The organism is Natrinema limicola JCM 13563 (genome assembly GCF_000337475.1).
GTDB lineage: Archaea > Halobacteriota > Halobacteria > Halobacteriales > Natrialbaceae > Natrinema > Natrinema limicola.
In genome coordinates this window covers 51,699-71,831 of sequence record NZ_AOIT01000033.1, presented here as the reverse complement: position 1 = coordinate 71,831, position 20,133 = coordinate 51,699, and the positions used below count along the sequence as shown (strand labels likewise).

At 52.4% G+C, this 20,133-nt stretch carries 12 protein-coding genes and 6 pseudogenes; 7 read left to right on the top strand and 11 right to left on the bottom strand.

The genetic code is table 11. The annotated features are described in order from the left end of the window. Positions 1-292 precede the first annotated feature (292 nt). Positions 293-661 (top strand): annotated as a pseudogene (locus C476_RS08225) (IS5/IS1182 family transposase); the annotation flags it as partial. Positions 662-856: 195 nt separating this feature from the next. Here the strand turns inward: C476_RS08225 and C476_RS18340 are convergent. Then, positions 857-1,204 (bottom strand): annotated as a pseudogene (locus tag C476_RS18340) (ISH3 family transposase); the annotation flags it as partial. 46 nt (positions 1,205-1,250) lie between these two features. On the opposite strand from C476_RS18340, the pseudogene C476_RS08215 reads away from it, so the two are divergent. Beyond that, a pseudogene (locus C476_RS08215) lies at positions 1,251-1,649 on the top strand (IS630 family transposase); the annotation flags it as partial. A 13-nt stretch (positions 1,650-1,662) separates the two neighbouring features. Here the strand turns inward: C476_RS08215 and C476_RS08210 are convergent. The 3 genes and pseudogenes from C476_RS08210 to C476_RS17790 form a co-directional block, all read right to left on the bottom strand. Further along, positions 1,663-2,937: an IS4 family transposase gene (locus C476_RS08210; protein ID WP_008011778.1), complete on the bottom strand. Its 1,275-nt coding sequence runs from the start codon at positions 2,935-2,937 to the stop codon at positions 1,663-1,665. A 157-nt stretch (positions 2,938-3,094) separates the two neighbouring features. Continuing rightward, a pseudogene (locus C476_RS08205) lies at positions 3,095-3,922 on the bottom strand (ISH3 family transposase); the annotation flags it as partial. Between the two features lie 128 nt (positions 3,923-4,050). Further along, positions 4,051-4,323, bottom strand: a pseudogene (locus C476_RS17790) (hypothetical protein); the annotation flags it as partial. Positions 4,324-4,405: 82 nt separating this feature from the next. Here C476_RS17790 and C476_RS08195 point away from each other — a divergent pair. After that, positions 4,406-5,485, top strand: a complete 1,080-nt coding sequence (locus tag C476_RS08195) for a glycosyltransferase family 4 protein (protein WP_008011773.1) — start codon at positions 4,406-4,408, stop codon at positions 5,483-5,485. 13 nt (positions 5,486-5,498) lie between these two features. Here the strand turns inward: C476_RS08195 and asnB are convergent, their stop codons facing one another. From asnB to C476_RS08175, 5 genes and pseudogenes are all read right to left on the bottom strand, one after another. Further along, positions 5,499-7,385 (bottom strand): asparagine synthase (glutamine-hydrolyzing), encoded by a 1,887-nt coding sequence (asnB, locus tag C476_RS08190; RefSeq protein WP_008011771.1) that lies wholly within the window; start codon positions 7,383-7,385, stop codon positions 5,499-5,501. After that, positions 7,385-8,212 (bottom strand): alkaline phosphatase family protein, encoded by an 828-nt coding sequence (locus C476_RS08185; protein WP_008011768.1) that lies wholly within the window; start codon positions 8,210-8,212, stop codon positions 7,385-7,387. Before C476_RS08185 ends, asnB begins: the two co-directional genes overlap by 1 nt. Positions 8,213-8,277: 65 nt before the next feature. Beyond that, entirely contained in the window at positions 8,278-9,153 is an 876-nt protein-coding gene (locus C476_RS17785; protein WP_083857044.1) for a glycosyltransferase family 2 protein, read from the bottom strand. Between the two features lie 125 nt (positions 9,154-9,278). Next, positions 9,279-10,412, bottom strand: a complete 1,134-nt coding sequence (locus tag C476_RS17780) for a glycosyltransferase (RefSeq protein WP_008011764.1) — start codon at positions 10,410-10,412, stop codon at positions 9,279-9,281. A gap of 92 nt (positions 10,413-10,504) precedes the next feature. After that, a pseudogene (locus tag C476_RS08175) lies at positions 10,505-11,850 on the bottom strand (IS4 family transposase). Positions 11,851-11,933: 83 nt separating this feature from the next. Between C476_RS08175 and C476_RS08170 the strand changes: the two are divergent. Then, on the top strand, positions 11,934-12,764 hold the full coding sequence (locus C476_RS08170) for an IS5 family transposase (RefSeq protein ID WP_008011762.1): 831 nt from the start codon (positions 11,934-11,936) through the stop codon (positions 12,762-12,764). Positions 12,765-13,226: 462 nt separating this feature from the next. Further along, positions 13,227-14,981 (top strand): transposase, encoded by a 1,755-nt coding sequence (locus C476_RS08165; RefSeq protein WP_083857043.1) that lies wholly within the window; start codon positions 13,227-13,229, stop codon positions 14,979-14,981. Positions 14,982-15,302: 321 nt separating this feature from the next. Here C476_RS08165 and C476_RS08160 read toward each other — a convergent pair whose 3' ends face one another. Continuing rightward, a complete protein-coding gene (locus C476_RS08160; protein ID WP_049911667.1) occupies positions 15,303-16,046 on the bottom strand; it encodes an IS5/IS1182 family transposase in 744 nt (247 codons plus the stop codon). A 575-nt stretch (positions 16,047-16,621) separates the two neighbouring features. On the opposite strand from C476_RS08160, the gene C476_RS08155 reads away from it, so the two are divergent. After that, positions 16,622-17,437 carry an IS5 family transposase gene (locus tag C476_RS08155; RefSeq protein WP_083857042.1) on the top strand — a complete coding sequence of 272 codons (816 nt, stop codon included), beginning with the start codon at positions 16,622-16,624 and terminating at the stop codon, positions 17,435-17,437. Positions 17,438-17,682: 245 nt separating this feature from the next. Here the strand turns inward: C476_RS08155 and C476_RS08150 are convergent, their stop codons facing one another. Next, a complete protein-coding gene (locus C476_RS08150; protein WP_008011755.1) occupies positions 17,683-18,450 on the bottom strand; it encodes a helix-turn-helix domain-containing protein in 768 nt (255 codons plus the stop codon). Positions 18,451-18,540: 90 nt separating this feature from the next. On the opposite strand from C476_RS08150, the gene C476_RS08145 reads away from it, so the two are divergent. Next, positions 18,541-19,656, top strand: a complete 1,116-nt coding sequence (locus C476_RS08145) for an oxidoreductase (RefSeq protein ID WP_049911666.1) — start codon at positions 18,541-18,543, stop codon at positions 19,654-19,656. Positions 19,657-20,133 lie beyond the last annotated feature (477 nt).

The following is a 20,133-nucleotide window of genomic DNA, read 5'->3' as shown; positions in this document are numbered from 1 at the left end:
GCGGGTCGCGGTTGTGAGGCCTCAAGTTCGTCCGTCGTTGCCTCGAGTTCCCGCACGCGGTCGGCGAAGCGACCCCGATCGTCCTCGAGATCCCCGATCCGGTCGAGGAAACGGGACCGCGTGGGTGGACTAATTCGTCGTCCTCGAGTGTCCGTCGTGCCGACTCGACTTCGGCTCGGATTTCTCGGCAATGGCGTTTCAGTTCGGATCGGTCGGCATTGCTCCGTTGAACGCCGACGCCCTCAGTGGATTGTATCACTGATTTCAGGGAATTTGGACGCCGTCTGGCGATATGGGACGTCTCAGGAACCTTGCACAGACGTTTCACGAGTTCGCCACGAACCACGTTGAGGAACCGAACGCCGTCGCCGACGGCGACGACAGGTACGCCAAATCCACGAAGATCGCACTTCTCTTGCTCAAAGAGGAAGTCAACAAACCGCTCCGACAGTTCGAGGACTACCTGAACGAGATGCCAGGTATCCTTGACGTGTTCAGGGTTAAGAAATCTCCAGGTTACACGTCGTTCAGCGTGTGGGACAGTGAATTTTCGATGCAGGAGTTGCGCCGCCTGCTCTGCTGACCGGCGGAGCAGGCGGGGCTCTCGAGGACTGGCTTGATTGACGCCAGCAGCTTCCAGCGAGATCAGGCAAGCTCACACTCGGTACTTCCCGAATGTCGCTTCGTGAGTTATGCTAGGTCACGGACAACTGGAGCACACGCTGGTGTGGTAGCTGAGCGAAGGGTGGAAATTGAGCTCACAGATGAAAGAACCGGAGTGAGAAGACTGATCTACGCTGTTTTAGACGAATGCTGTTGCTCAGCAGACACTTGGGCCCAAGGCTGCGGGCTGGCGTCAGCCTACGGCCGGCGCGTGCGCTTCTGGCACGCCTACTCCATTCATCTCGATTTCCCAACTCCGCTCTAATTCTTCCTCTAACGCGTGTCTGATCCAGTCAGAGAAGATCTTGAACGTGAATTCTTCGGACAGGTCGCGCCCGCCCCGCCGAGGGTGGGCGACGACCGCCCAGTGAAGCACGAGCCAGAGGTTCTCAAGCAAGAACTCGACCAAGACGAACGCAAAGCGGACGACTGGATTTTGTGTCGTCGTTACCACTTGTGCTTGGCGGAACACTCGGTAGCTCGTTTCGATCGCTGACCGTTTCCGATAGAGTCGTTCGACTTGTTTCGGCGTGCGATCGGCTTAATGATCGTGAAAACTTTTGTTGGCCACGTTCGCTCACCAAGTGATGGGTGAAGATCGTCGGAAGGAGATCAAATATCATCTTTCAGAAGAGAAAATTGATGAACTCCTCCGCGAGGCTAAAGACGATCGCCGGAAAGAGCGGTTGGGTTTTCTGAAGAACCTCTATTATGGCGATTCGATTGCGGAAGCTGCCGACCGTGAGGGCAGGTCGGCAGCGACCGGCGGTCGCTGGGCGGATGCTTGGAACGAAGGTGGGCTCGAAGGATTGATGCCGAGTTTCGGGGGCGGCCGACCCCCGAAACTCGACGAAGACGAACAGGAACAGTTGGTTGAGATGCTTCGAGAAGGACAGCCGTGGAAATCACAGGAGATTCGCCATCTTCTCAAACAGGAGTTCGACGTTGAATATCACCCGGACTATCTCGGGAAATTCCTCCGTGAGCATTCGTCTTTAGCTAAGACTCACACCTCGGTTGTGTAGCGGTAGCGAGCGTCTCTTGTAACACTGGCCGTTGCTTGTGGATCTTCTGTGCGTCTTCGATCAGTCGTTCGAGCAGTGGTGGCGGTGAATAGCCGAGGTATTCGCCAAGTTCATGGAGGATGAGCTGGGCGTGCGACCGGAAGGTCGCCGCCCAGCGTTCTGGCGGAAACACGATCTCATCGTCCGCCTGTTCGGTGACCATATCGAGCAAATCACGACTTACCAGCAGTGACAGCAACGCCGCGTACAGCAGAATTTCGACGACATGCTTCTTCGTCGTATCGAACTCGTCCAGTTCGTACTGCGTCTTCAACTCACGGAACAGCAACTCCACCTCCCACCGACAGCGATAGATCGTGGCTAGATCCGACGGCAGGAACTCTTCTCTCGGCAGATTCGTGATATACAGGTGGTAGTCGTCGGCGTCCTCCTTGCGGACGCCGACGACGCGGAACCGTTTCGTATCACGTGATTGCGTACCTGCGTACGATCTTCGGTCAAACGCTATCTCGACTTCTACGTCGATGAACTCTCGGTGCAAATCATCCACAACATCGTGGATCTGCTCGCCTTCCAAGGGAATGGCGCGGCCGCGCCATTCCCGTAATTCCTCCGTTACAACCGGGTTCGCACTCTCTTTCAGCCGACTCACGAAGTAGCCGTTGTTCTCATCGATCAACGCGAAGCGGCGGTACTTGAAGTAGGCTCGGTCGAAAAGAACCAGTCGATCTTCGAGCCACGATCCTGTGTTAAACAACGTGCTGTCGTGCGTTTTCTCGTTAGCAACGTCGAGCCGTTCTATTGTCTGCTCGGTGGCATTGTGGAGCAGGTGGAGCCTTGCTCCAGCCTGCTCCTCCTTTCGAGCTTCATACTCATCGGCGAGAAACTCGTGTAACCGCAACACCGTTCCATCAGCGATCATCACATCGCTGAATCGGTCAATATCAGCGTCAACAGCGTCAGGAACAGCGACCTCGTCGAGACCGTACTCGACGAGGTCGCGGAAGTACTCCGCGAGTTCCGGCGTCAACCGCTGATAGAAACCACCCGGCGAGATCGTCTCGTCGGCTGTGGAGTTGTAGCTGCGTCTGAAACCAGCGAGTGTTCGGCTCTCGCCTGCGGCGAAGCCGAACACGAATGCCCAGACGAAGGCAGGAATCTGGAGTTTGCCTTCTCGCTCGACCACGCCGAGTTCCTCGGCGTGCTCTTCGAGGAACTCAGATGGAAAAAGCGTAGTGAGCCGACGCATAATTCGCGGTGAGGAGGTAGGGTTGTGCACAGACTTCTCCTCCTCATTCCTCTCGAAAAATAGCCCCGATAAGCCGTCGCTGTCATGCGGTTCGTCTCTTAGCTAAAGACGGATGGAAGTTCCTTGATTTTCAAAAGTTTCCTTGATCATTAGGCCGATCGCACGCCACATAGCCTCGAACGACCTCGCCGCTTTTCCCGCGATCTCCGGCGTGATATGACACAGCGACCGCGAGCGGGAATTCCAGTTCCCGCTCGCGGCCTTTGTACATCCGATAGGTTGTCATGTATGAGCAGTGCGTATCCAGCTTCTTCCTCATGCGCTTGCCCTTCTTTTGGACGGGAACGACAGTCGCAGCAATCTCCCGTGAGCGGCGCAGAATACGTTCGTTGTAGAAGCCACGATCAGCCAACAGAAGCTCTATCTCGAAGGGATAGGCCTCGACGCGGTCGAGGATGCGCTCGACCGCGTCGGCCTCTTTCTCATCGCTACGGACGTACGTCATCGCCAACGTCACTGGCCTTCCGTTCGAGACGAGATACGCCGTGCAGTACCGGTGGCACGTCGTTGTTCCGTCTTTCGCGTGCATGCGACAGAGTTCACCTTCTTCATCGGCGTACGTTCCGTGGTAGGGGTTATCGACGAAGTCAACGGAGACGATCCTCAACCGATCAGGGTCGAGGATCGTTATCGATACCCCTCTGAGAAGGCGGTTAGCAACCCGGTCAAGCCACTCTCGGTTGAGCGTATGTAACCAGTCCATGACAGTATCGTCACAGACAGCGTTGTCGTTGTCTTTGCACGTCTCCCAGATGGACGTCTGATTGACTGCTGCAAGAATGACAACAGCCCAGATATCGCCGGGATCGAGGGACGATCCCTCGATCCCTGGCAAGGGGAGGTGGCAGATGACGTCTTCCGTTAGATCTTTTACGTCCGAGTCCGAGAGAACACCGTCTGGCTGAGGGATCTTGAATACATTCACTCAACTAGACATCTTCCTCATGAGACCAACGCTTTAGCTCTAGCTCTCACACGAGTTGGGAAGTACCGAACATAACGCCGACCACTCTACGCCGAGAACCTGCGGACCGATCTCCCCGTCGTGTTTCTTCGTGGCACGGTGAAGTGAGGAAGCCGCGTCAGGCTGATTTCCTCGAGAATGCCGGGTATTTCGCTCAGGAGATCGATTGTCTGGCGGGAAGACTTCCCGAGTTCGATTCGCAAGGCTTGCAGCGTAAGCATCGCCCACTCGGCGAACCCGCCACCCCCTTCGGGGTCGGCGGGTTCATCTGGGTTCTCGACAACGTCTTTAGCTTTCGTGACGCATTCTCGAGTGAAGATAACGTGATTGAGGCGGTGCCGTCTAGCGATCCTACAGAGCATAAAATTCTAAACCAATGATCTCATTTCAATACGCTAGTTATACCCACATATGACGAGTGAGTTGCCGAAATCGGATAGTCCAATGCGGATTCTTCGAGTAGCACAAAAAGTATACCCGGACGTCAAGGGTGGTGGCGCCTATCACGTTCACGCGATGAGCCGCGATCAAGCGGCGATGGGCCACGATGTGACCGTGTTGACGGTGCGTCAAGACAAATCATTACCTCACGTCGAGGAACGCGACGGATACACCGTTGTTCGGCACGATCCAGTAATGAATCTACTCGGTAACGAGATCAGTCCAGGGCTGGCGCAGTATCTTGCTACTACTGAAGATTTTGATATTATACACGCACACTCGCACCTCTATTTCTCGACGAACCTCGCAGCAGTAAAGCGGTTTGTGGGTGATATTCCGCTGGCGATTACGAACCACGGGCTGTATTCTCAGAATGCACCCGAATGGGTATTTCGATGGTATTTGAAGACGCTCGGCCGGTGGACGTTCAATCAGGCAGACGTGGTGTTTTGCTATACTGACGAGGACCGTGAACGAGTACGGGAGTTAGGCGTTTCGAGTCGCATTGAAGTCGTCCACAACGGTGTCGACACAGAACGGTTCACACCAGATGGGCCTAAAAGCGAGTTGATCGATCACGACGGTCCCATCGTCCTGTTCGTAGGACGGCTTGTCGAAGGAAAACGGCCACAAGACGCGATACGGGCGGTGTCTCAGCTCGCAGAAGTTTCGGACGTGAAGTTGTACGTTGTCGGGGAAGGCCCTATGCGGTCAGAACTCGAGAGGTTGGCCGGCGAGAATGTAGTATTTCTGGGCCAGGTGCCATATGAGGAAATGCCACGTATCTATCGGTCCGGGGACGTATTATTATTACCGAGCCGAGCTGAGGGGCTACCACGGACGGTTCTGGAGGCATTTGCCTCTAGTATCCCAGTAGTGTCGAGTTATTTAGATCACACAGCTCCGATCGTTCAAAAAGGAGGCTATACTGTCAAAGTAGGAAACGTGGAAAAATATAGAAGCGTATTAGAAGATATACTTGATTCTAAGGGACTTGGTCAGAGCGGTAGGGATCTCGTCGTCAATCGATTTCGATGGCAGAACACTGCTGTACGTACGACAGATGTACTTACCAACCTATAAGTTATAAGAAAATTTATAGAACGTTCTCTCGGCGCATTCTATGGAACCATTTTGCGAATACGTACGTCGTCCAGAGGAACTTCCCGTGCTCGGCACTGTCGTTTACATGTTCTCGGTAAATAGACATCACGCCACTGACGTCTATAATTTCGGAATCTAATGTACTGACGGTAGAGTAAAATTCGTCAGCAAGATCGTTCTTGAACCATTCACCAATTGGCATATCAAATCCTTGTTTATTACGAGAAAGGATTTCCGGAGGAAGCATATCGTCAAACGCCCTTTTCAGAACTCGTTTACGTTCTCTTGCAGTCATTTTGTATTCCGTCGGGAGGCCTAACGCATACTCTATTACGTCAGAATCGAGGAATGGAACACGAACCTCGAGTGAATTATACATACTCGCAGCGTCAACTTTAGATAACATTTGGTTCGGTAGCGTAAAGCGGACATCAACCGCCTGCATCGCCCCTAAATCGTCCTGCCGGTCCGAAGGTAGCCAGTCATCGACGAGTTCGTGTTGTTCTGCAAGCTCTTCCCGACCTTCTCGGACGGGATTTGCTTGAATCGTCTCTACTGCGGCATCGTCAGCGATGCGCATCCACTCGAAGTGACGATCGCTCGGCCTTTCGATTCCGCCACGAACGAATTTCTGGGAAAGGCGGCCGACCTCACCGACAGTAGTAGTACGGGAGGCTGGGAATTGTTGAACGAGTGGCTCAATTGCATGCTGTCGAAGCGAACGTGGAAGAATTCGATAGTAGCGAGATAAGAATTCTCCCCGGTAGCGATCGTATCCAGCGAAGAGTTCGTCTGCACCGTCTCCGGATAGCGCTACTTTGACTTCACTACTGGTCTCACGGGCGACGACATACGTCGGTATCAGCGAGGGGTCCGCAAAGGGTTCACCAATACGTTCGAGAACTTCGGGAATCGTTTCGCGTACATGATCGGCCGTTACCGTAAATTCTTTGTGATCCGTACTATGATAATCAGCAACTCTACGGGCAGCCCACGCCTCGTCGAAGCGATCAGCTTCAAACCCTACGGTAAACGTTTGTACTTGTTGGTCGAGAAGGTCAGATAACACACCGACGACGATACTTGAGTCGATGCCGCCACTCAAGAAAGCGCCGAGTGGAACGTCGCTTTGAAGCCGGCGTTCGACCGCAGAGGCCACTCGGTTCCGAATCGAAGCTGCTGCAGTTTCGATATCGGGAGTTCTTGGAGTAACTGTTGGTTCGTAAAACAATTCACAATCAATTCCGTCCTCCGTGACGATAGCAAGTTCTCCTGGTCGAAGTTTCGAAATGTTCACAAACGCAGTTTGAGGAGCGGGAATGAAACCAAATCCGAAGTACTGGGCGAGAGCAGTTTGGTCAAGACCACCGTGGTCGAGATCCGACGCCAAAATCGCCGGTAATTCGGAGGCGAATGATACTCGATGACCGTCGTCGGCCATCAGTAGCGGCTTTATTCCAGCGGGGTCACGGGCAAGCAGGAGACGTTTGGAATTTGCATCCCACAACGCCACCGCAAACATTCCCTCTAGGTGCTCAACGAAAGAGGCCCCTCGCTCCTCATAGAGATGGACCAAAACTTCCGTATCAGTCTCGGTCGTGAAGGTATGCCCTGCAGAAATTAATGATTGACGAAGCTCCCGATAGTTGTAGATCTCGCCGTTAAAGATAACAGAAACGGACCGGTCCTCGTTGAAAACCGGTTGTTCGCCTGCTCCGAGATCGATGATGCTCAGTCGCTTGTGTGCCAGGCCGACGGGGCCGTCAACGTACGTTCCCTCGTCGTCAGGACCACGATGAGAGAGACAGGCGTTCATCTCTTTCAGTTCGGCCGGGTCTGGAGGAGAAACAGTACTAAACAGACCAGCGATGCCGCACATTATTTATACCCTAAATCGGCCAACCGTTCTTCAACGGCCTCAAAGGAAGTATCAGTATCCATAGTTTCCGTGGCTGGAATGACTTCCCGCCGCGAATCGTACGGAAGTTCGACCCACGGAACTGCTGTCAACTCCGGATGATGAACTCGTGCAGGATGACCGTAGATCCGTATCGGCAACCAGCAAACCCGTTGCCCGAATAGATTTCCGTGATCACTGGTGATAACAGTCTTTCCCTCTACGTTTTCCACGAGGCGCTCTACTTCAGGGACGACCACCGATAGATTTTCTTCGTAGGCCTTTCGCACAGTTTCCTCATCGAGATGACCGGCAGACAGTTGCTCCCATACAGATAGATTTTCGGGGTTAGGAACGAAGGTGGCCTGTTCATCCAGCTTTCGACCGGTCGGCCCGATGAACGGGTAATGTGGCTGCATATAGTGGATGATCAGGCGTTTATCGTCGTATCGATTGGCGACATCAATGGCAGCTTCCGTGATTGATTCCGGGCGAACAGTATTGTATTCTTCGTCCCACCGATCTCGCCACACGTGCTCAATATGAGCGAAATTCAATTCGAAGTCAGCGAACTGGGGTGATGCGGTGACGTACACCGTGTCGCGATAGTCCCGACCGACGAAGTTGTTCCTGATATACTCCCGCGTCTGAGTGGCATTCGAATGGACCTTGTCGACCGAAACGTCGAATGGGTTCTTACGAGCAAAGAGGTCGTATCGGCATGCATCGAGTACGACGAGTACATCCCAATCCTCATCAAGAAATTCGATCGAATTGTCGCCTGGTTTGGTGAATGGACGAACCAGCATGATACCCGCTTTTCGACGGATAACTTCTGGGTTCCGTATTCCTCTAGAGAGCTTCTTTTTTATGCTCATTGATAGTCAGTGAGTTTTCGAATCAGGTCCTTCTCGTCCTCGGATAGAGGTCGTTCTTTGGTCGGTGAAAACAGTTTTCGTATCATCGTTTTGACCGGGTTAGGAGCAGTCATGTAGATTAACCATCCGATTTGAAGTGGGAGGTTCCAGTAAGAGAGGTCAAGTTTCTTAATAGCCTGGTAGCTCCTGTAGGCGATTATCACCTTCTTTTTGAGCTGCTTCTGTTGGCTTCTGGAGCCCTTGTTGATTTGGTACAAATAAATCGGGTCCCGAAGATTGGCAAAAGACCAGTTTTTGCCAACATTGACGATTAGTTCGTACCCTTCAACGTTATAAGATTTGAAAATACTGGTTTCGAACAGGGCTTCGCGTCTGAACATCGCCGTACCGAGATTTATCATACATTCTCTTGCCATTCCGCTTCGAATCGATTCATCGTCTGTGGGACGGACTTTTACCTCACACTGATTTCGATTCGGGTTTATGTAGAAGTACGCTCCACCGACGACGCCGACAGTAGGATTGGCTTCTAGGAACTCTACTTGTTTCGTTAAACGGTCTGGCGTAGAAAGATCGTCTGCATCGTGGAATACAATATACTTGCCGTCAGCGTGCATTGCACCTCTATTTCGAGAGAAGCTCTGGCCCAGGTTCGTTTGATTTTCAAGCAGGAGATGGTCACCGTTGATATCCCCTATACAATTTTCAGCTATTTTGAAGGAATTATCATCGGAACAGTCATCAACAATTATTAATTGAATATTATCATATGTTTGTTTTTGTAACGTAGACAGAGTCAACTCAATGTTGTCTGATTCATTATGCATGGGGATAATGACAGATACTAAAGGTTGGTCGCTCACCTTAGACATTATTACTTCGACCGAGGGTCCGTATAAACATATGAGTTATCATTGAGTGATTATTACTGACCGTGTTTGCTTGATAACTCTTTTGTTCGCTTCAGTACATTCACCACTTACTTTATTCAATCGCACTAATAAGAAGCGTCGTATATCTCAGAATATAATTTAATATAATTATCTGACATTGATTCTATATTATACTTGCTTTGTACTCTTTCATAGCCAGAAACTCCTAACTCATCTCTCAAACGTTGGGAACTAAGAAGTTTCAGAATGGCTTTTGAAAGTTCAGAAGGAGACTCCGGCGAAACGAGTAGGCCCGACTCGTTCTGATCAATTATTTCCTCAATTGCAGGGATGTTAGTTCCAATTACGGGCAATTCTGAGGCCATTGCTTCAATGACAACTATACCGAATCCTTCAAGGACAGATGAGAGGACAAATAGATCGGCAGCTGCATAATAATCCTCAACAGAACTGGTATATCCGGTGATGGTAATATTATCATTGAGCCCTAATTTTCTAATTTGAGCTCTAAGTTCGCTCTCTAGCTCACCGTAACCTACCAAAAGAAGATGGGTATTAGGAACTTTTTCAGTAACAAGATCCATCGCATATATCAAATCTTTTTGAGATTTAGCTGGTATGTATCGACCAATATTTAATACAACCATCTCCTCGTCACCGATATCCCACTTTTGTCTGATTCTAGATGGATTGGCATTCTGGACTTTGGAATTGAAGTCCTCCACATCTAAACCATTAGGGATTGTACACCACCTCGATTGTTCTCCTTTCTGATAGAAGTTTGCATCACCGGTGAAGGCCTTTTGTACTCCTTTTGACGCTGCAACCGTTTTTGAATCCAATGGCCGTGTTATGTATTCCAGAGATCTAGTTATCGGATGATAATTACTTGGGAAACTGCTTTGTTTACTAATGATATTTTGATGGCCAGTCATTCTTCCAATTATTCTGCCTAATGTCTGTGCATAGGGAAGATGGGTATGAAGCACATCAAAATCTTCATTTGAGAAGAATCGTAGCATTCTCCAAATTCCCATAGGATCGAATTTCGATTGAAAATCAAATCCGACCACTCGGGTGCCTTCAGCTCGAAATTTCTCTGCAGTATCTTCGTCGCACCCCTCAAGATGGCATATTGTATATTCAATAGCCTCGTCACTAGTATGCTTTATCAGATCAAGATATAATTGGGAACTTCCACCAGTCCCTAACCAGTTTTTGAGATAACATACCTTCATACAAGTGATAGATATGAGCGCCCAAATAAGGTTTTCTTATTGAGTGAGTACGTTCGCTCATAGGGGTGAGTTCTCCCCCCATTGGTCTTTAGTTAGGCCCCAGTCCTCGGTTGTGTAGCGGTAGCGAGCCTCTCTTGGAGTATTGGTCGTTGTTGGTGTATCTTCTGAGCGTCGTCGATCAACCGTTCCAGCAACGGTGGCGGAGAGTAGCCGAGGTGTTCACCGAGTTCGTGAAGGATGAGTTGGGCGTGCGACCGGAAGGTCGCCGCCCAGCGTTCTGGTGGAAACCGAGTTCATCATCTGCCTGCTCGGTGACCAGATCCAACAGATCACGGCTGACCAGCAGTGACAGCAACGCCGCGTACAGCAGTATCTCAACGACGTGCTTCTTGCTCGTGGAAAACTCGTCCAACGAGTACTGCGTCTTGAGTTCGCGGAACAACAACTCAACTTTCCATCTGCAGCGGTAGATCGTCGCTAGGTCTGCCGGTAAGAACTCTTCTCGCGGGAGATTCGTGATATACAGATGGTAGTCGTCGGCGTCCTTGTTGCGGACGCCGACGACGCGGAACGTCTTCGTGTCCCACGACTGCGTCCCTGCATACTCTCTGCGCTGGAATTCTGCTTCGACCTCAACATCAATATACTGCCGATAGAGCTCATCAACCACGTCGTCGACTTTCTCACTCTCCAAGGGAATGGCGTCGCCACGCCATTCCCGTAATTCTCCGGTTATCACCGGGTTCACGTTTGATTTGAGCCGACTCACGAAGTAGCCGTCATTCTCGTCGATCAGTGCGAAACGGCGGTACTTGAAGTACGCTTGATCGAACAGTACCAACTGGTCTTTGAGCCACGGACCCGTGTCAAACTCCGTGCTGTCGTGTGCTTTTTCGTCAGTGACGCTGAACCGGTCGATCGTCTGATCAGTGACGTTGTGGAGCAGGTGGAGCCGCGCTCCACCCTTCTCCCCTTTCCGTGGTTCGTACGCATCAGCGAGAAACCGATGTAACCGCAGGATTGTCCCGTCAGCGACCATCACATCACGGAATCGGTCAAAATCTGCATCGACTGTATCCGGGACAGCGACCTCGTCGAGTGCAACCTCGACGAGGTCGCGGAGATACTCCGCGAGCGAGGGCGTTAACCGGTTATAGAAACCGCCTGGAGAGATCGGCTCGTCAGCGGTGGCGTTGTAGCTTCGTCTGAAGCCAGCGAGTGTTCGGCTTTCGCCTGCGGCGAAGCCGAACACAAACGCCCAGACGAAGGCAGGGATCTGGAGCTTGCAGTCACGTTCGACCACGCCGAGCTCCTCGGCGTGCTCTTTGAGGAACTCAGAGGGAAACAATGTAGGGCTCCATTGAATCACTAGACGGCGTCGGGGTGGGCCGCTAAACCAAAGGAGTTGAAGCGGGAGAGTAACAGTTTGGATGAACATTACTANGGCTCCATTGAATCACTAGACGGCGTCGGGGTGGGCCGCTAAACCAAAGGAGTTGAAGCGGGAGAGTAACAGTTTGGATGAACATTACTACCCGCTTCACTGAGGAGATGGTGTCGCTGGCCAAAAGTTATTGCGACGATGCCGACGAAGCTGCCGCCCCGGAAGGCGGCGGCAGCTTCGCAGAGTACGCGATGATTTCCCTCCACGGGCTGCGGATTTTCCTCGATGAGACCTACGAGATGATCATTGACCGGCTAGAGGTGATGCCGCCAATTCTGGAGATCATCGGCCTTGAGCCCGATGATCTCCCGCATCCATCGACGTTGAATAAGTGGCTTGATAAGATCGTGATGCAGGTCTGGCGCGTGCTGCTGCGCCACTCGGCGCAGTTGCACAACCCATCGCCACACGTCGCCGTTGACGCAACGTACTACGAGCGGTCACCGGCGAGCAAGCACTACTGCGACCGCACGAACTACCGCGTTCAGACGGTCGAAGCAACGAAACTCGTTGATACAGACACGCAAGCGATCTTAGACGTCCATTGCACGACCACGCGAGAAGGAAGCGACGCAGACGTGTGTGCGCAACTCGCCCGCCGGTACGCGGGCGAGTTGCAGACCCTTGCAGCGGATCGAGGCTATGATAGCCAGCCATTGCGTGAGTCCCTCCGAGACATGGGCATACGTCCCCTCGTAAAGCATCGCGTCTTCGCTCCGTACGACCACGCGCACAACGCACGAATCGAGGACGAACTCTACAACCAGCGCTCAATGACCGAGACAGTGAACTCCTCGGTCAAGCGCTCGTACGGCTCTGCCGTCCGAGCGCGTGAATGGTACCGTGAGTTCCGTGAGATCGTGCTGATGTGTCTCGTCTACAACATAAAACAGTACGTGACCCGCTGATTCCAACGCCCTNCCGTGAGATCGTGCTGATGTGTCTCGTCTACAACATAAAACAGTACGTGACCCGCTGATTCCAACGCCCTCTGGCGATTCAATAGAGCCATCTGAGAGGATGTTATCTTCCATACCGCTCTCGTAGATAATCCTCCAGCCGTGACCTGCTTCGTAGGTCACGGCTGTCACCCAGTCGTAGCCAATGAACATCGCGGTGTCCATAACCATCCCGTGTTCCGGATCAAATTTCGTCGTCTGAGGCATTATTGACTGGATGCTCTTGTGTCGTTCGAGTGAGTCACGCTCAGTATCCTTGAGTGGGCGGTCTGGAAGCGATTCAACAAGGGATCCATCTTGAGCCATACTCCAAGTAGCTCTTGGCGCGTAAATAACCGTTCGGCGTCGGTCCAAATGAGGTGCCCTAATGGGGAGTCTCGCCTTCGGTTTCAGTATCTGGACTGACTGTTAATGGCATCTAACATCACTCCTGCAGTTGATGACGATGCCCCCGCTTTGGCGGGGGCGATCGTCATCCACGCCAAGAAAGTCTGTGAAACAGCTGATCATCTTTGGCGTGTACTTGGAGACGTCTCGATTCCCGTGGATGGACTAACAGACACTCGACAACAGCACAAAGTCTCGTTCGGAACCGAGTCAATGGCACGAGTCTACATCTACCAGACGATCTACGACCTCGCCCAAAGCGAGGTCGCAGATCGGCTTGAGAACCGTCCAGCACTGCTGAAACAGCTAGGTTTGAACAGGGTGCCGACTCAGCAGAATCTCTCATACGCTTGGAACCAATTCAGCGAGCAAACCAAGACCACGCTTGAGGCCGCTGCGAAGGGAATAGCTCGTGAAGCCCGTGATCACGACGTTATTTCGGAGGCACTCATTCCAATTAACCTGGATGAAAAGGTAGCGAACGACGATAAATCCGATTCGACAGTGTCTCGCGCACACGTGCGCGAGCACGGGAGTAAGGTCGTCGAACTCGCTCGCCGACACGGCTTCGCCGAGTTCGACTCCGATAGAGCCGACAACAGGGTCTATGAGGATGAACAGATCCTTGATCTGTTCTCCAACGCGTGCCTCACGCAGGGGAGCGCTCATTCAGAGGGAGAAGCTGGGTGGTTCCTTGAGGAGAACGAGATCTGTGACGACTCGACGTTTCTCCGAGTAATCAAGCAGTTTGCGACGCCATCCGACGAGGAAGTAACGCGCTCCGTTCAGGAGTTGCAGATCGAGGATATCGTCGCGTTCACTGAGCTGTATCGAGAGGCTGTGATGGCCTCGTTCAACGCGGCGACCGAAAATATCCTCAAGACGATTCGTCACGAGGATCCCTTCGACGACCGCCACGTCGTGGCGGCCGTCGACTTCACACACGTTCCCTACCACGTCTGGCCGTGGATCGACAAGGACGAGAAAATCCCGAAAGCAGAGTATCCGCCGATGGTTAGCGGGTACAAAGAAGACGGTGAAATCAAGCACGGGTATACGTTCGCGACGATCACGATCGTCGGGAACGATGTTCCAATCATCCTGGGTATCGAGCCAGTCAAGGAACGCTCTGCGTGGGAACCAGAAGATGCGCCAGCCGATTCGAAGGCGGATGTGGTTGACGTACTGCTGGACACAGCCCAGCAGTACGTCGATCTCGACGAAGTGCTCCTAGACCGGGGATTCTACAGTAACGAGGTGTACGCAACGATTCACGACCGCGGGCTTGTGTATATGACGCCAGTGCCGAAGTACGAAGACGATTACGAGGCAATCGGGAAAATCAAGAGTAAAGAAGGAGTTGACGCCGCTGTCAAGAACGATGTTCCGTTCGCCATTGATGGCGAACTCCACCACACCGCAGAGTTCCTGTACGTACCAGCGACTGATGAGGAAGCTGACAGAAGCTATGCCGTGTTCGTGACCAACCGTGATCACGTCGCTCCCGAGGAGATCATGCACGTCACCAACAGCTACAGCCGACGCTGGGATATCGAAAATCAGTACAAGTCGGTGAAAGCGTTTCTTCCCAAGACGTCCTCGAAGGACTACCGTGTTCGGTTGTTCAGCTTCACGTTCGCAGCATTGTTGTACAATCTCTGGAGGCTTACCGATTACTTGGTGAAGCTCGGAACAGACCGCGAGATCAGGTCTCCGCCGGTCGTGACCGCCAGGACATTCGTCCGGGCGGTCAGTCAATCTCTCCGACAAGGTGGCTAAGCGGAAAGCACTCGGTGTCGCTCGCCTGCGGCAAGCCGCAGGACTCGCGTTCTATCTCCTAAATCGTGTGTTGGACGCTGCTCGACACAGCTTGCTTAGCGAACCAAGGATTGCGACATAGGATTCAAGAAAGTTCTACTCGGATTTTATTTGATTCCTCCGAAGCTCGTTTGTAGACGCTCTACATCCCAGAAACGTGATGGTAGTCCACAATTTCGGGATCTCAAATTCCACAAACCACCATACAGCTGACACCCGTTACGATCGGTCTCAGAGAAGCTGTTTGAAATGCTCTATTGAAAATGCGGTACGGCGGTACGATCATAGCTTTGTAGCGGTCTTTTTGATGTTATGGAGAGCGAACATGAGGACGATCTCACGGAACTGGCGGTACCAGAACCGCGAACGCAAGGCAGAGGCTTGCGTTCGCTTCGTCGTTGAGTAGGACGTCGCTACCATCCATCGTTGCGTGTAGCTGTTCGTCTGATTGAGCGCATTGTGTGCTACAGCCATCGGCTTCGATCCACGATGATGAACACGATAATCGAGATCGTACGCGGACAGCTCGTATTCGGTGTGCCAGTCTTGGAATCCGTTGTCGGCGACGACGGCCCGCAGGTCGTCCGCGTTCCGGCGGACGACCCGCGGGCCAGCCTTCGTATTGTGTTCACGCTCGATACAACAATGCACGTCCAGCACCGCCAATGACTCTGTATCGGTCAGTGTCGTCGCTTTGACTGTCGTGACCGTCCGACTCTGCCGTTGGAGGTAGTACTGCGAGGCTTGGTCACGTTCGAAGAACGTGCTGTCNAGTTGCTGCGCAGAGACGCGCAGCAACGCCCGCCACACGTACATCGCGTATCGGTCTAGAGAGTGGTAGAACGTCGTTGGATCAGGCAATGCCTCGGGATGAATGCCGAGGCAATTGCACCCCTCCGGCATAAGTCCGAGCCGATCAACAAGTTCAGTGAACGTGTGGCCTTCTTCCTTCTGAATACAATGAGCGACGATGTGTACTTCGCGGGGAAGCCCGCCTGACTCGGGCTTCCCCGCATGATTCCCCAACGCTTGTTTTGCTACGCGTAGTACCTTCTCAACGAGGTCAAGGAAGGCGACTGCCCATCCGTCTTTAGCTAATACTCACAGTAATACTATCTAGCCGTGATCTTCGGTCGAATTTAGCTCGTACACCACGCCAAAACGCCGAAGAAACCAACTCTCAGTGTTTCTTATCGCCTGTTTTCACGATGAACAGCGTCTCACCGGCTGGGATTGCCTTTCCCAATACTTCTGGTTATATTCTCTGTCTTGAATATTACTATCTGGCTTAGCTAAAGACGAATGGGCGACTGCCATAATCGGCTTCTTGACCTCGTTCTCTCAAACCAGTACCGACCAAACTCGACGCTGTCGGCCATTTTCAATAGAGCAATCTGAACACTGCATGAACACTACTGTTTTCAGCCAAACATTTATTCCTAATGACTACTCTGAGTTCCCAATATTTATTTGACATATGACACGCTGACCGGCGAGACGGTCCTGACTTGCCTTGTTTTGCCGCCGAATGACGGCAGTCTCAGACGCTCTCACGGGTATCTTCCGTCAGATTAACCGGGAAATGGACGCCGTCTGGCGATATGGCATCGCTCAGACGGCTAGCGCGAATGTGTCGAGACCTTGCCAAACAGCACGTTGACGATCCGGACGTACCCGCCGCGCCGGACGGCGCGGACGGGTACGCCAAGTGGACACAGATCGCGTTAATTCTGTTCCGCGTCGAACTGGAGAAGAGCCTCCGTGAAACTGAAGACTACCTCAACGAGATGCCAGGTGTTCTTGCTGTATTCGGTCTCGACGAGGCACCGCACTACAGTTCGTTCTGCCGGTGGGAAGACGAGTATCGGATGCGTGAACTCCGCCGCCTGCTCCGCCGAAGCGCGGAGCAGGCGGGCTGGAGTGGTGAAGCTGCGATTGATGCAAGTGGCTTCCAGCGCGATCAAACCAGCTACCACTACCGCGATCGAGCGAACTACTCATTCCAGTCGATGAAGACAACGATCTTGATCGACGTGAACTCACTGGCGATCAAGGACGTTCATTTTACGACGCAGAAGGCCTGGGACGGCCACATCGGGATGCAGGTCTTCCGCCGGAACGCGGAAGACCTGCGTGTGTTGTCTGCTGACGCGAACTACTCGTGGAGCGACCTCCGTGAGGAGTGTCGCTCCGAGTCAACGCGACCGTTGATCAAGCACAGGGAGCAGACACCGTTGCAGAAGGCCCACAACGCACGAATGAACGATGACTACAACCAGCGCTGGATGAGTGAAACCGGCTTCTCGCAGTTGAAGCAAGACGACGGCGAGAAGCTCCGCTCCCGGAGCTGGCACGGCCAGTTCCGGGAGCTAACTCGCAAGTGCATCGTGCATAACCTAACGCAGGCGGCGAGTTAGGGCTCGCCGCCTGCTCCCCTTTTCCGGACGTATCCGGGAGAGGCATCGCCGTCGTCACCAGAACAACGGAGCAAGGTACCATAGTTTTGACTCATCAGCAATTGCTGTGACTGACAGCTACTGCATCTTCTGAGGTCGAAAAGCCGTCTCTAACGCCGTGAAATTGTAGATCAGCAACCCCACCCCGATGCCGTCTTGCGTTCAACAAGGCATCCTGACTCCGTAAGCAGTCGAAGCATTCGGTTTTACACTTTGAATTCGACTTGTTTAGTCCGCTTTTCCGTATCGGTGGTAAGTGTGTTAGAGATGAATTGCTTCACGAGCCACGCTTCAGCTCGATTTAGCCGATATTGCAGCGTTGAATTAGGTATGTCCATCGCCGACGCAATTTCTTTGAGTGAGTTGCGTCGAGGTGTTTCGTAATATCCGTACGCAACAGCAGCCTCTAGCGCAGCCTTCTGTTCCGCTGGCAGAGAATCCGTACGGAAGTTGCTTTTGATCCAGCACCGGGGTTCGCTGAGACGCTGAATACTGAGAGACAGCCCATCCCGTAGTCCGTTGGTCAGTTCTTCGTAAATATCTCTAACCGTGTCATCATCGTCAACAAGGAGACTCCATTGATACTTGTTCGCACGACGTTTCGACTGCATCAGCAGGCCGTCACCGATGTGTTTTGCGGCGACGAACGGTATCGAGTGAACCCCGTTTCCTTCCGTACGGACCGAGTAGACGATTCGACGATTAGGCGTCCGTGAGAGGACTTCGTGATCACTCTCGACAACGGGTGCGTCGCACATCCCGATGATATCACTGCAGACGGTGGTGTTTTCGATGTGGTCATCGAAAGCTTCAAGCGCTGTGGTCGGTCCCGTGACACGTTCCAGACGCCATATCGACCTTTGGGTCACGTGAATGGCCATCGTTTCCGCTTGGAGGTTAGGATTCTCGGTAAAGAGGTCCATCAGCTGGTCTGCGCCTCTCTCGTACTCAATGGTGAAGACAAACTCGCGCACAGATACATGAAAGATAGCCCAGAACTATAGTCTTGATTGGTATATTCCAACCGAGTGACTATGCATGTCCGACCCATAGACGGTGGTAGGATGTTGTTTGACTCGACCTCGCTAGGTGAACTAACACTGGACAATCGAGTTGGTCTAGCACCGATGACGCGAGTGAGCGCGACGGCCGATGGACGGGCAACTGAAGAGATGGCGCAGTACTACGCGAAGTTCGCCAATGGCGGTTTTTCATTTGTCATTACTGAAGGAGTCTACACTGATGACGAATACAGTAAGGGCTATCTCAATCAGCCGGGCCTAGTCACTGCACAGCACGCCGACGCGTGGACGCAGGTTGTCGATGCCGTTCACGATAGTGACACAGCTATTTTCGCGCAATTGATGCACAGCGGTGCTCAAAACCAAGGAATCCCACGCAGCAATAACCAAGAGACAATCGCCCCATCAGCCGTCCAACCGGACGGCGAGAAGGCCGAAGCCTACGGTGGAAGTGGAACGTATCCTGTTCCAAAGAAAGCCACGCAGGATGACCTTGCGACTGCGCGCGAGGGCTTTGTTACAGCAGCAAAAAACGCCCACAACGCTGGCTTCGACGGCGTGGAATTGCACGCTGCAAACGGCTACTTCCTCAATGAGTTCCTTTCGAAGTCGCTAAATCAACGCGAAGACGAGTATGGTGGTAAGCCAGCGAACCGCGTTCGGTATCCTGCCGAAGTCGTCTCCGCGGTCGCAGAGGCAGTTCCCGAGAACTTCGTTGTTGGTGTCCGTATCTCACAGACAATGGTAACCGACTACGACTATGAGTGGCCCGAAGGAGAAGATGCAGCAGCCGTTTTTTTCAAGGAACTCTCGGCTGCTGGTGCAGACTACATCCACACAACTGAACGCGACGCCACTGCATCGACATTTGGTGCCGATGGACCAACGCTTGCAGAAGCCGCTGTCGAATACAGCACAGATCACACAGCCGTTATCGCCAATGGTAGCCTGGGTACACCTGAAGCAGCACGCAAAGCTCTTAATCGTGGGGCAGATCTCTTGACACTTGGGACAAGTGCTCTCGCAAACCCAGACTGGCCGACACGAGTCGCCGAGGGAGACGAACTCGCTCAATTTGATCGGGCACAGTTTCTAAAGCCGGAAGCTAGTATATCTAATCACGAACTTCTGGATGGTACGTCAGCTACTGAGGATTGAATCCCGTACATGAGAACTGACCGCTGCAACAAATAGAAGCCGGTCGATAAATTTGTAGCCTTGGATTGTATCTGATATGAGCATTAGTTGCCATTCGACGTTGCTGAAATAGTTCGTAATGCAACAGTTCGGCGTTTGATCCCTCTGAATATTATATTATAACAGATATGGAGCGTGTCATCGAAAGGCTCTCAGGGAGTTAGTTTTAACTTATTATGGTTGAATTAACTAGCAAGTGGATGTGTAGACTGAGTAACTCATTCACCTGAAGACGAAGAGTGATATTTGCACAGCAATGCTCCGTACAGAGGTAATATCGAGGGCAGATATAATCAGTGTGATCGTCAGAAAGCCGGTGATGGACCGGCTTACAAGTCCCTAAGTTGGTGGTGAGATGTCGCCCTGGAATTGAGCAATGATGCCTTCCCAAACCTACTACGCCGGATTTCCAGGGCAATCCACCAGTTTATATTAAAT

Excerpts from the sequence above, each read along its gene's own strand:
- asnB (WP_008011771.1), bottom strand. The coding sequence starts at position 7,385 with ATGTGCGGCATCGCTGGTCTGTTTAGTACTGTTTCTCCTCCAGACCCG.
- C476_RS08185 (WP_008011768.1), bottom strand. The coding sequence starts at position 8,212 with ATGCTGGTTCGTCCATTCACCAAACCAGGCGACAATTCGATCGAATTT.
- C476_RS08195 (WP_008011773.1), top strand. The coding sequence starts at position 4,406 with ATGCGGATTCTTCGAGTAGCACAAAAAGTATACCCGGACGTCAAGGGT.
- C476_RS08210 (WP_008011778.1), bottom strand. The coding sequence starts at position 2,937 with ATGCGTCGGCTCACTACGCTTTTTCCATCTGAGTTCCTCGAAGAGCAC.
- C476_RS08155 (WP_083857042.1), top strand. The coding sequence starts at position 16,622 with ATGGCATCGCTCAGACGGCTAGCGCGAATGTGTCGAGACCTTGCCAAA.
- C476_RS08170 (WP_008011762.1), top strand. The coding sequence starts at position 11,934 with ATGAACATTACTACCCGCTTCACTGAGGAGATGGTGTCGCTGGCCAAA.
- C476_RS17780 (WP_008011764.1), bottom strand. The coding sequence starts at position 10,412 with ATGAAGGTATGTTATCTCAAAAACTGGTTAGGGACTGGTGGAAGTTCC.
- C476_RS08145 (WP_049911666.1), top strand. The coding sequence starts at position 18,541 with ATGTTGTTTGACTCGACCTCGCTAGGTGAACTAACACTGGACAATCGA.
- C476_RS08165 (WP_083857043.1), top strand. The coding sequence starts at position 13,227 with ATGGCATCTAACATCACTCCTGCAGTTGATGACGATGCCCCCGCTTTG.
- C476_RS17785 (WP_083857044.1), bottom strand. The coding sequence starts at position 9,153 with ATGTCTAAGGTGAGCGACCAACCTTTAGTATCTGTCATTATCCCCATG.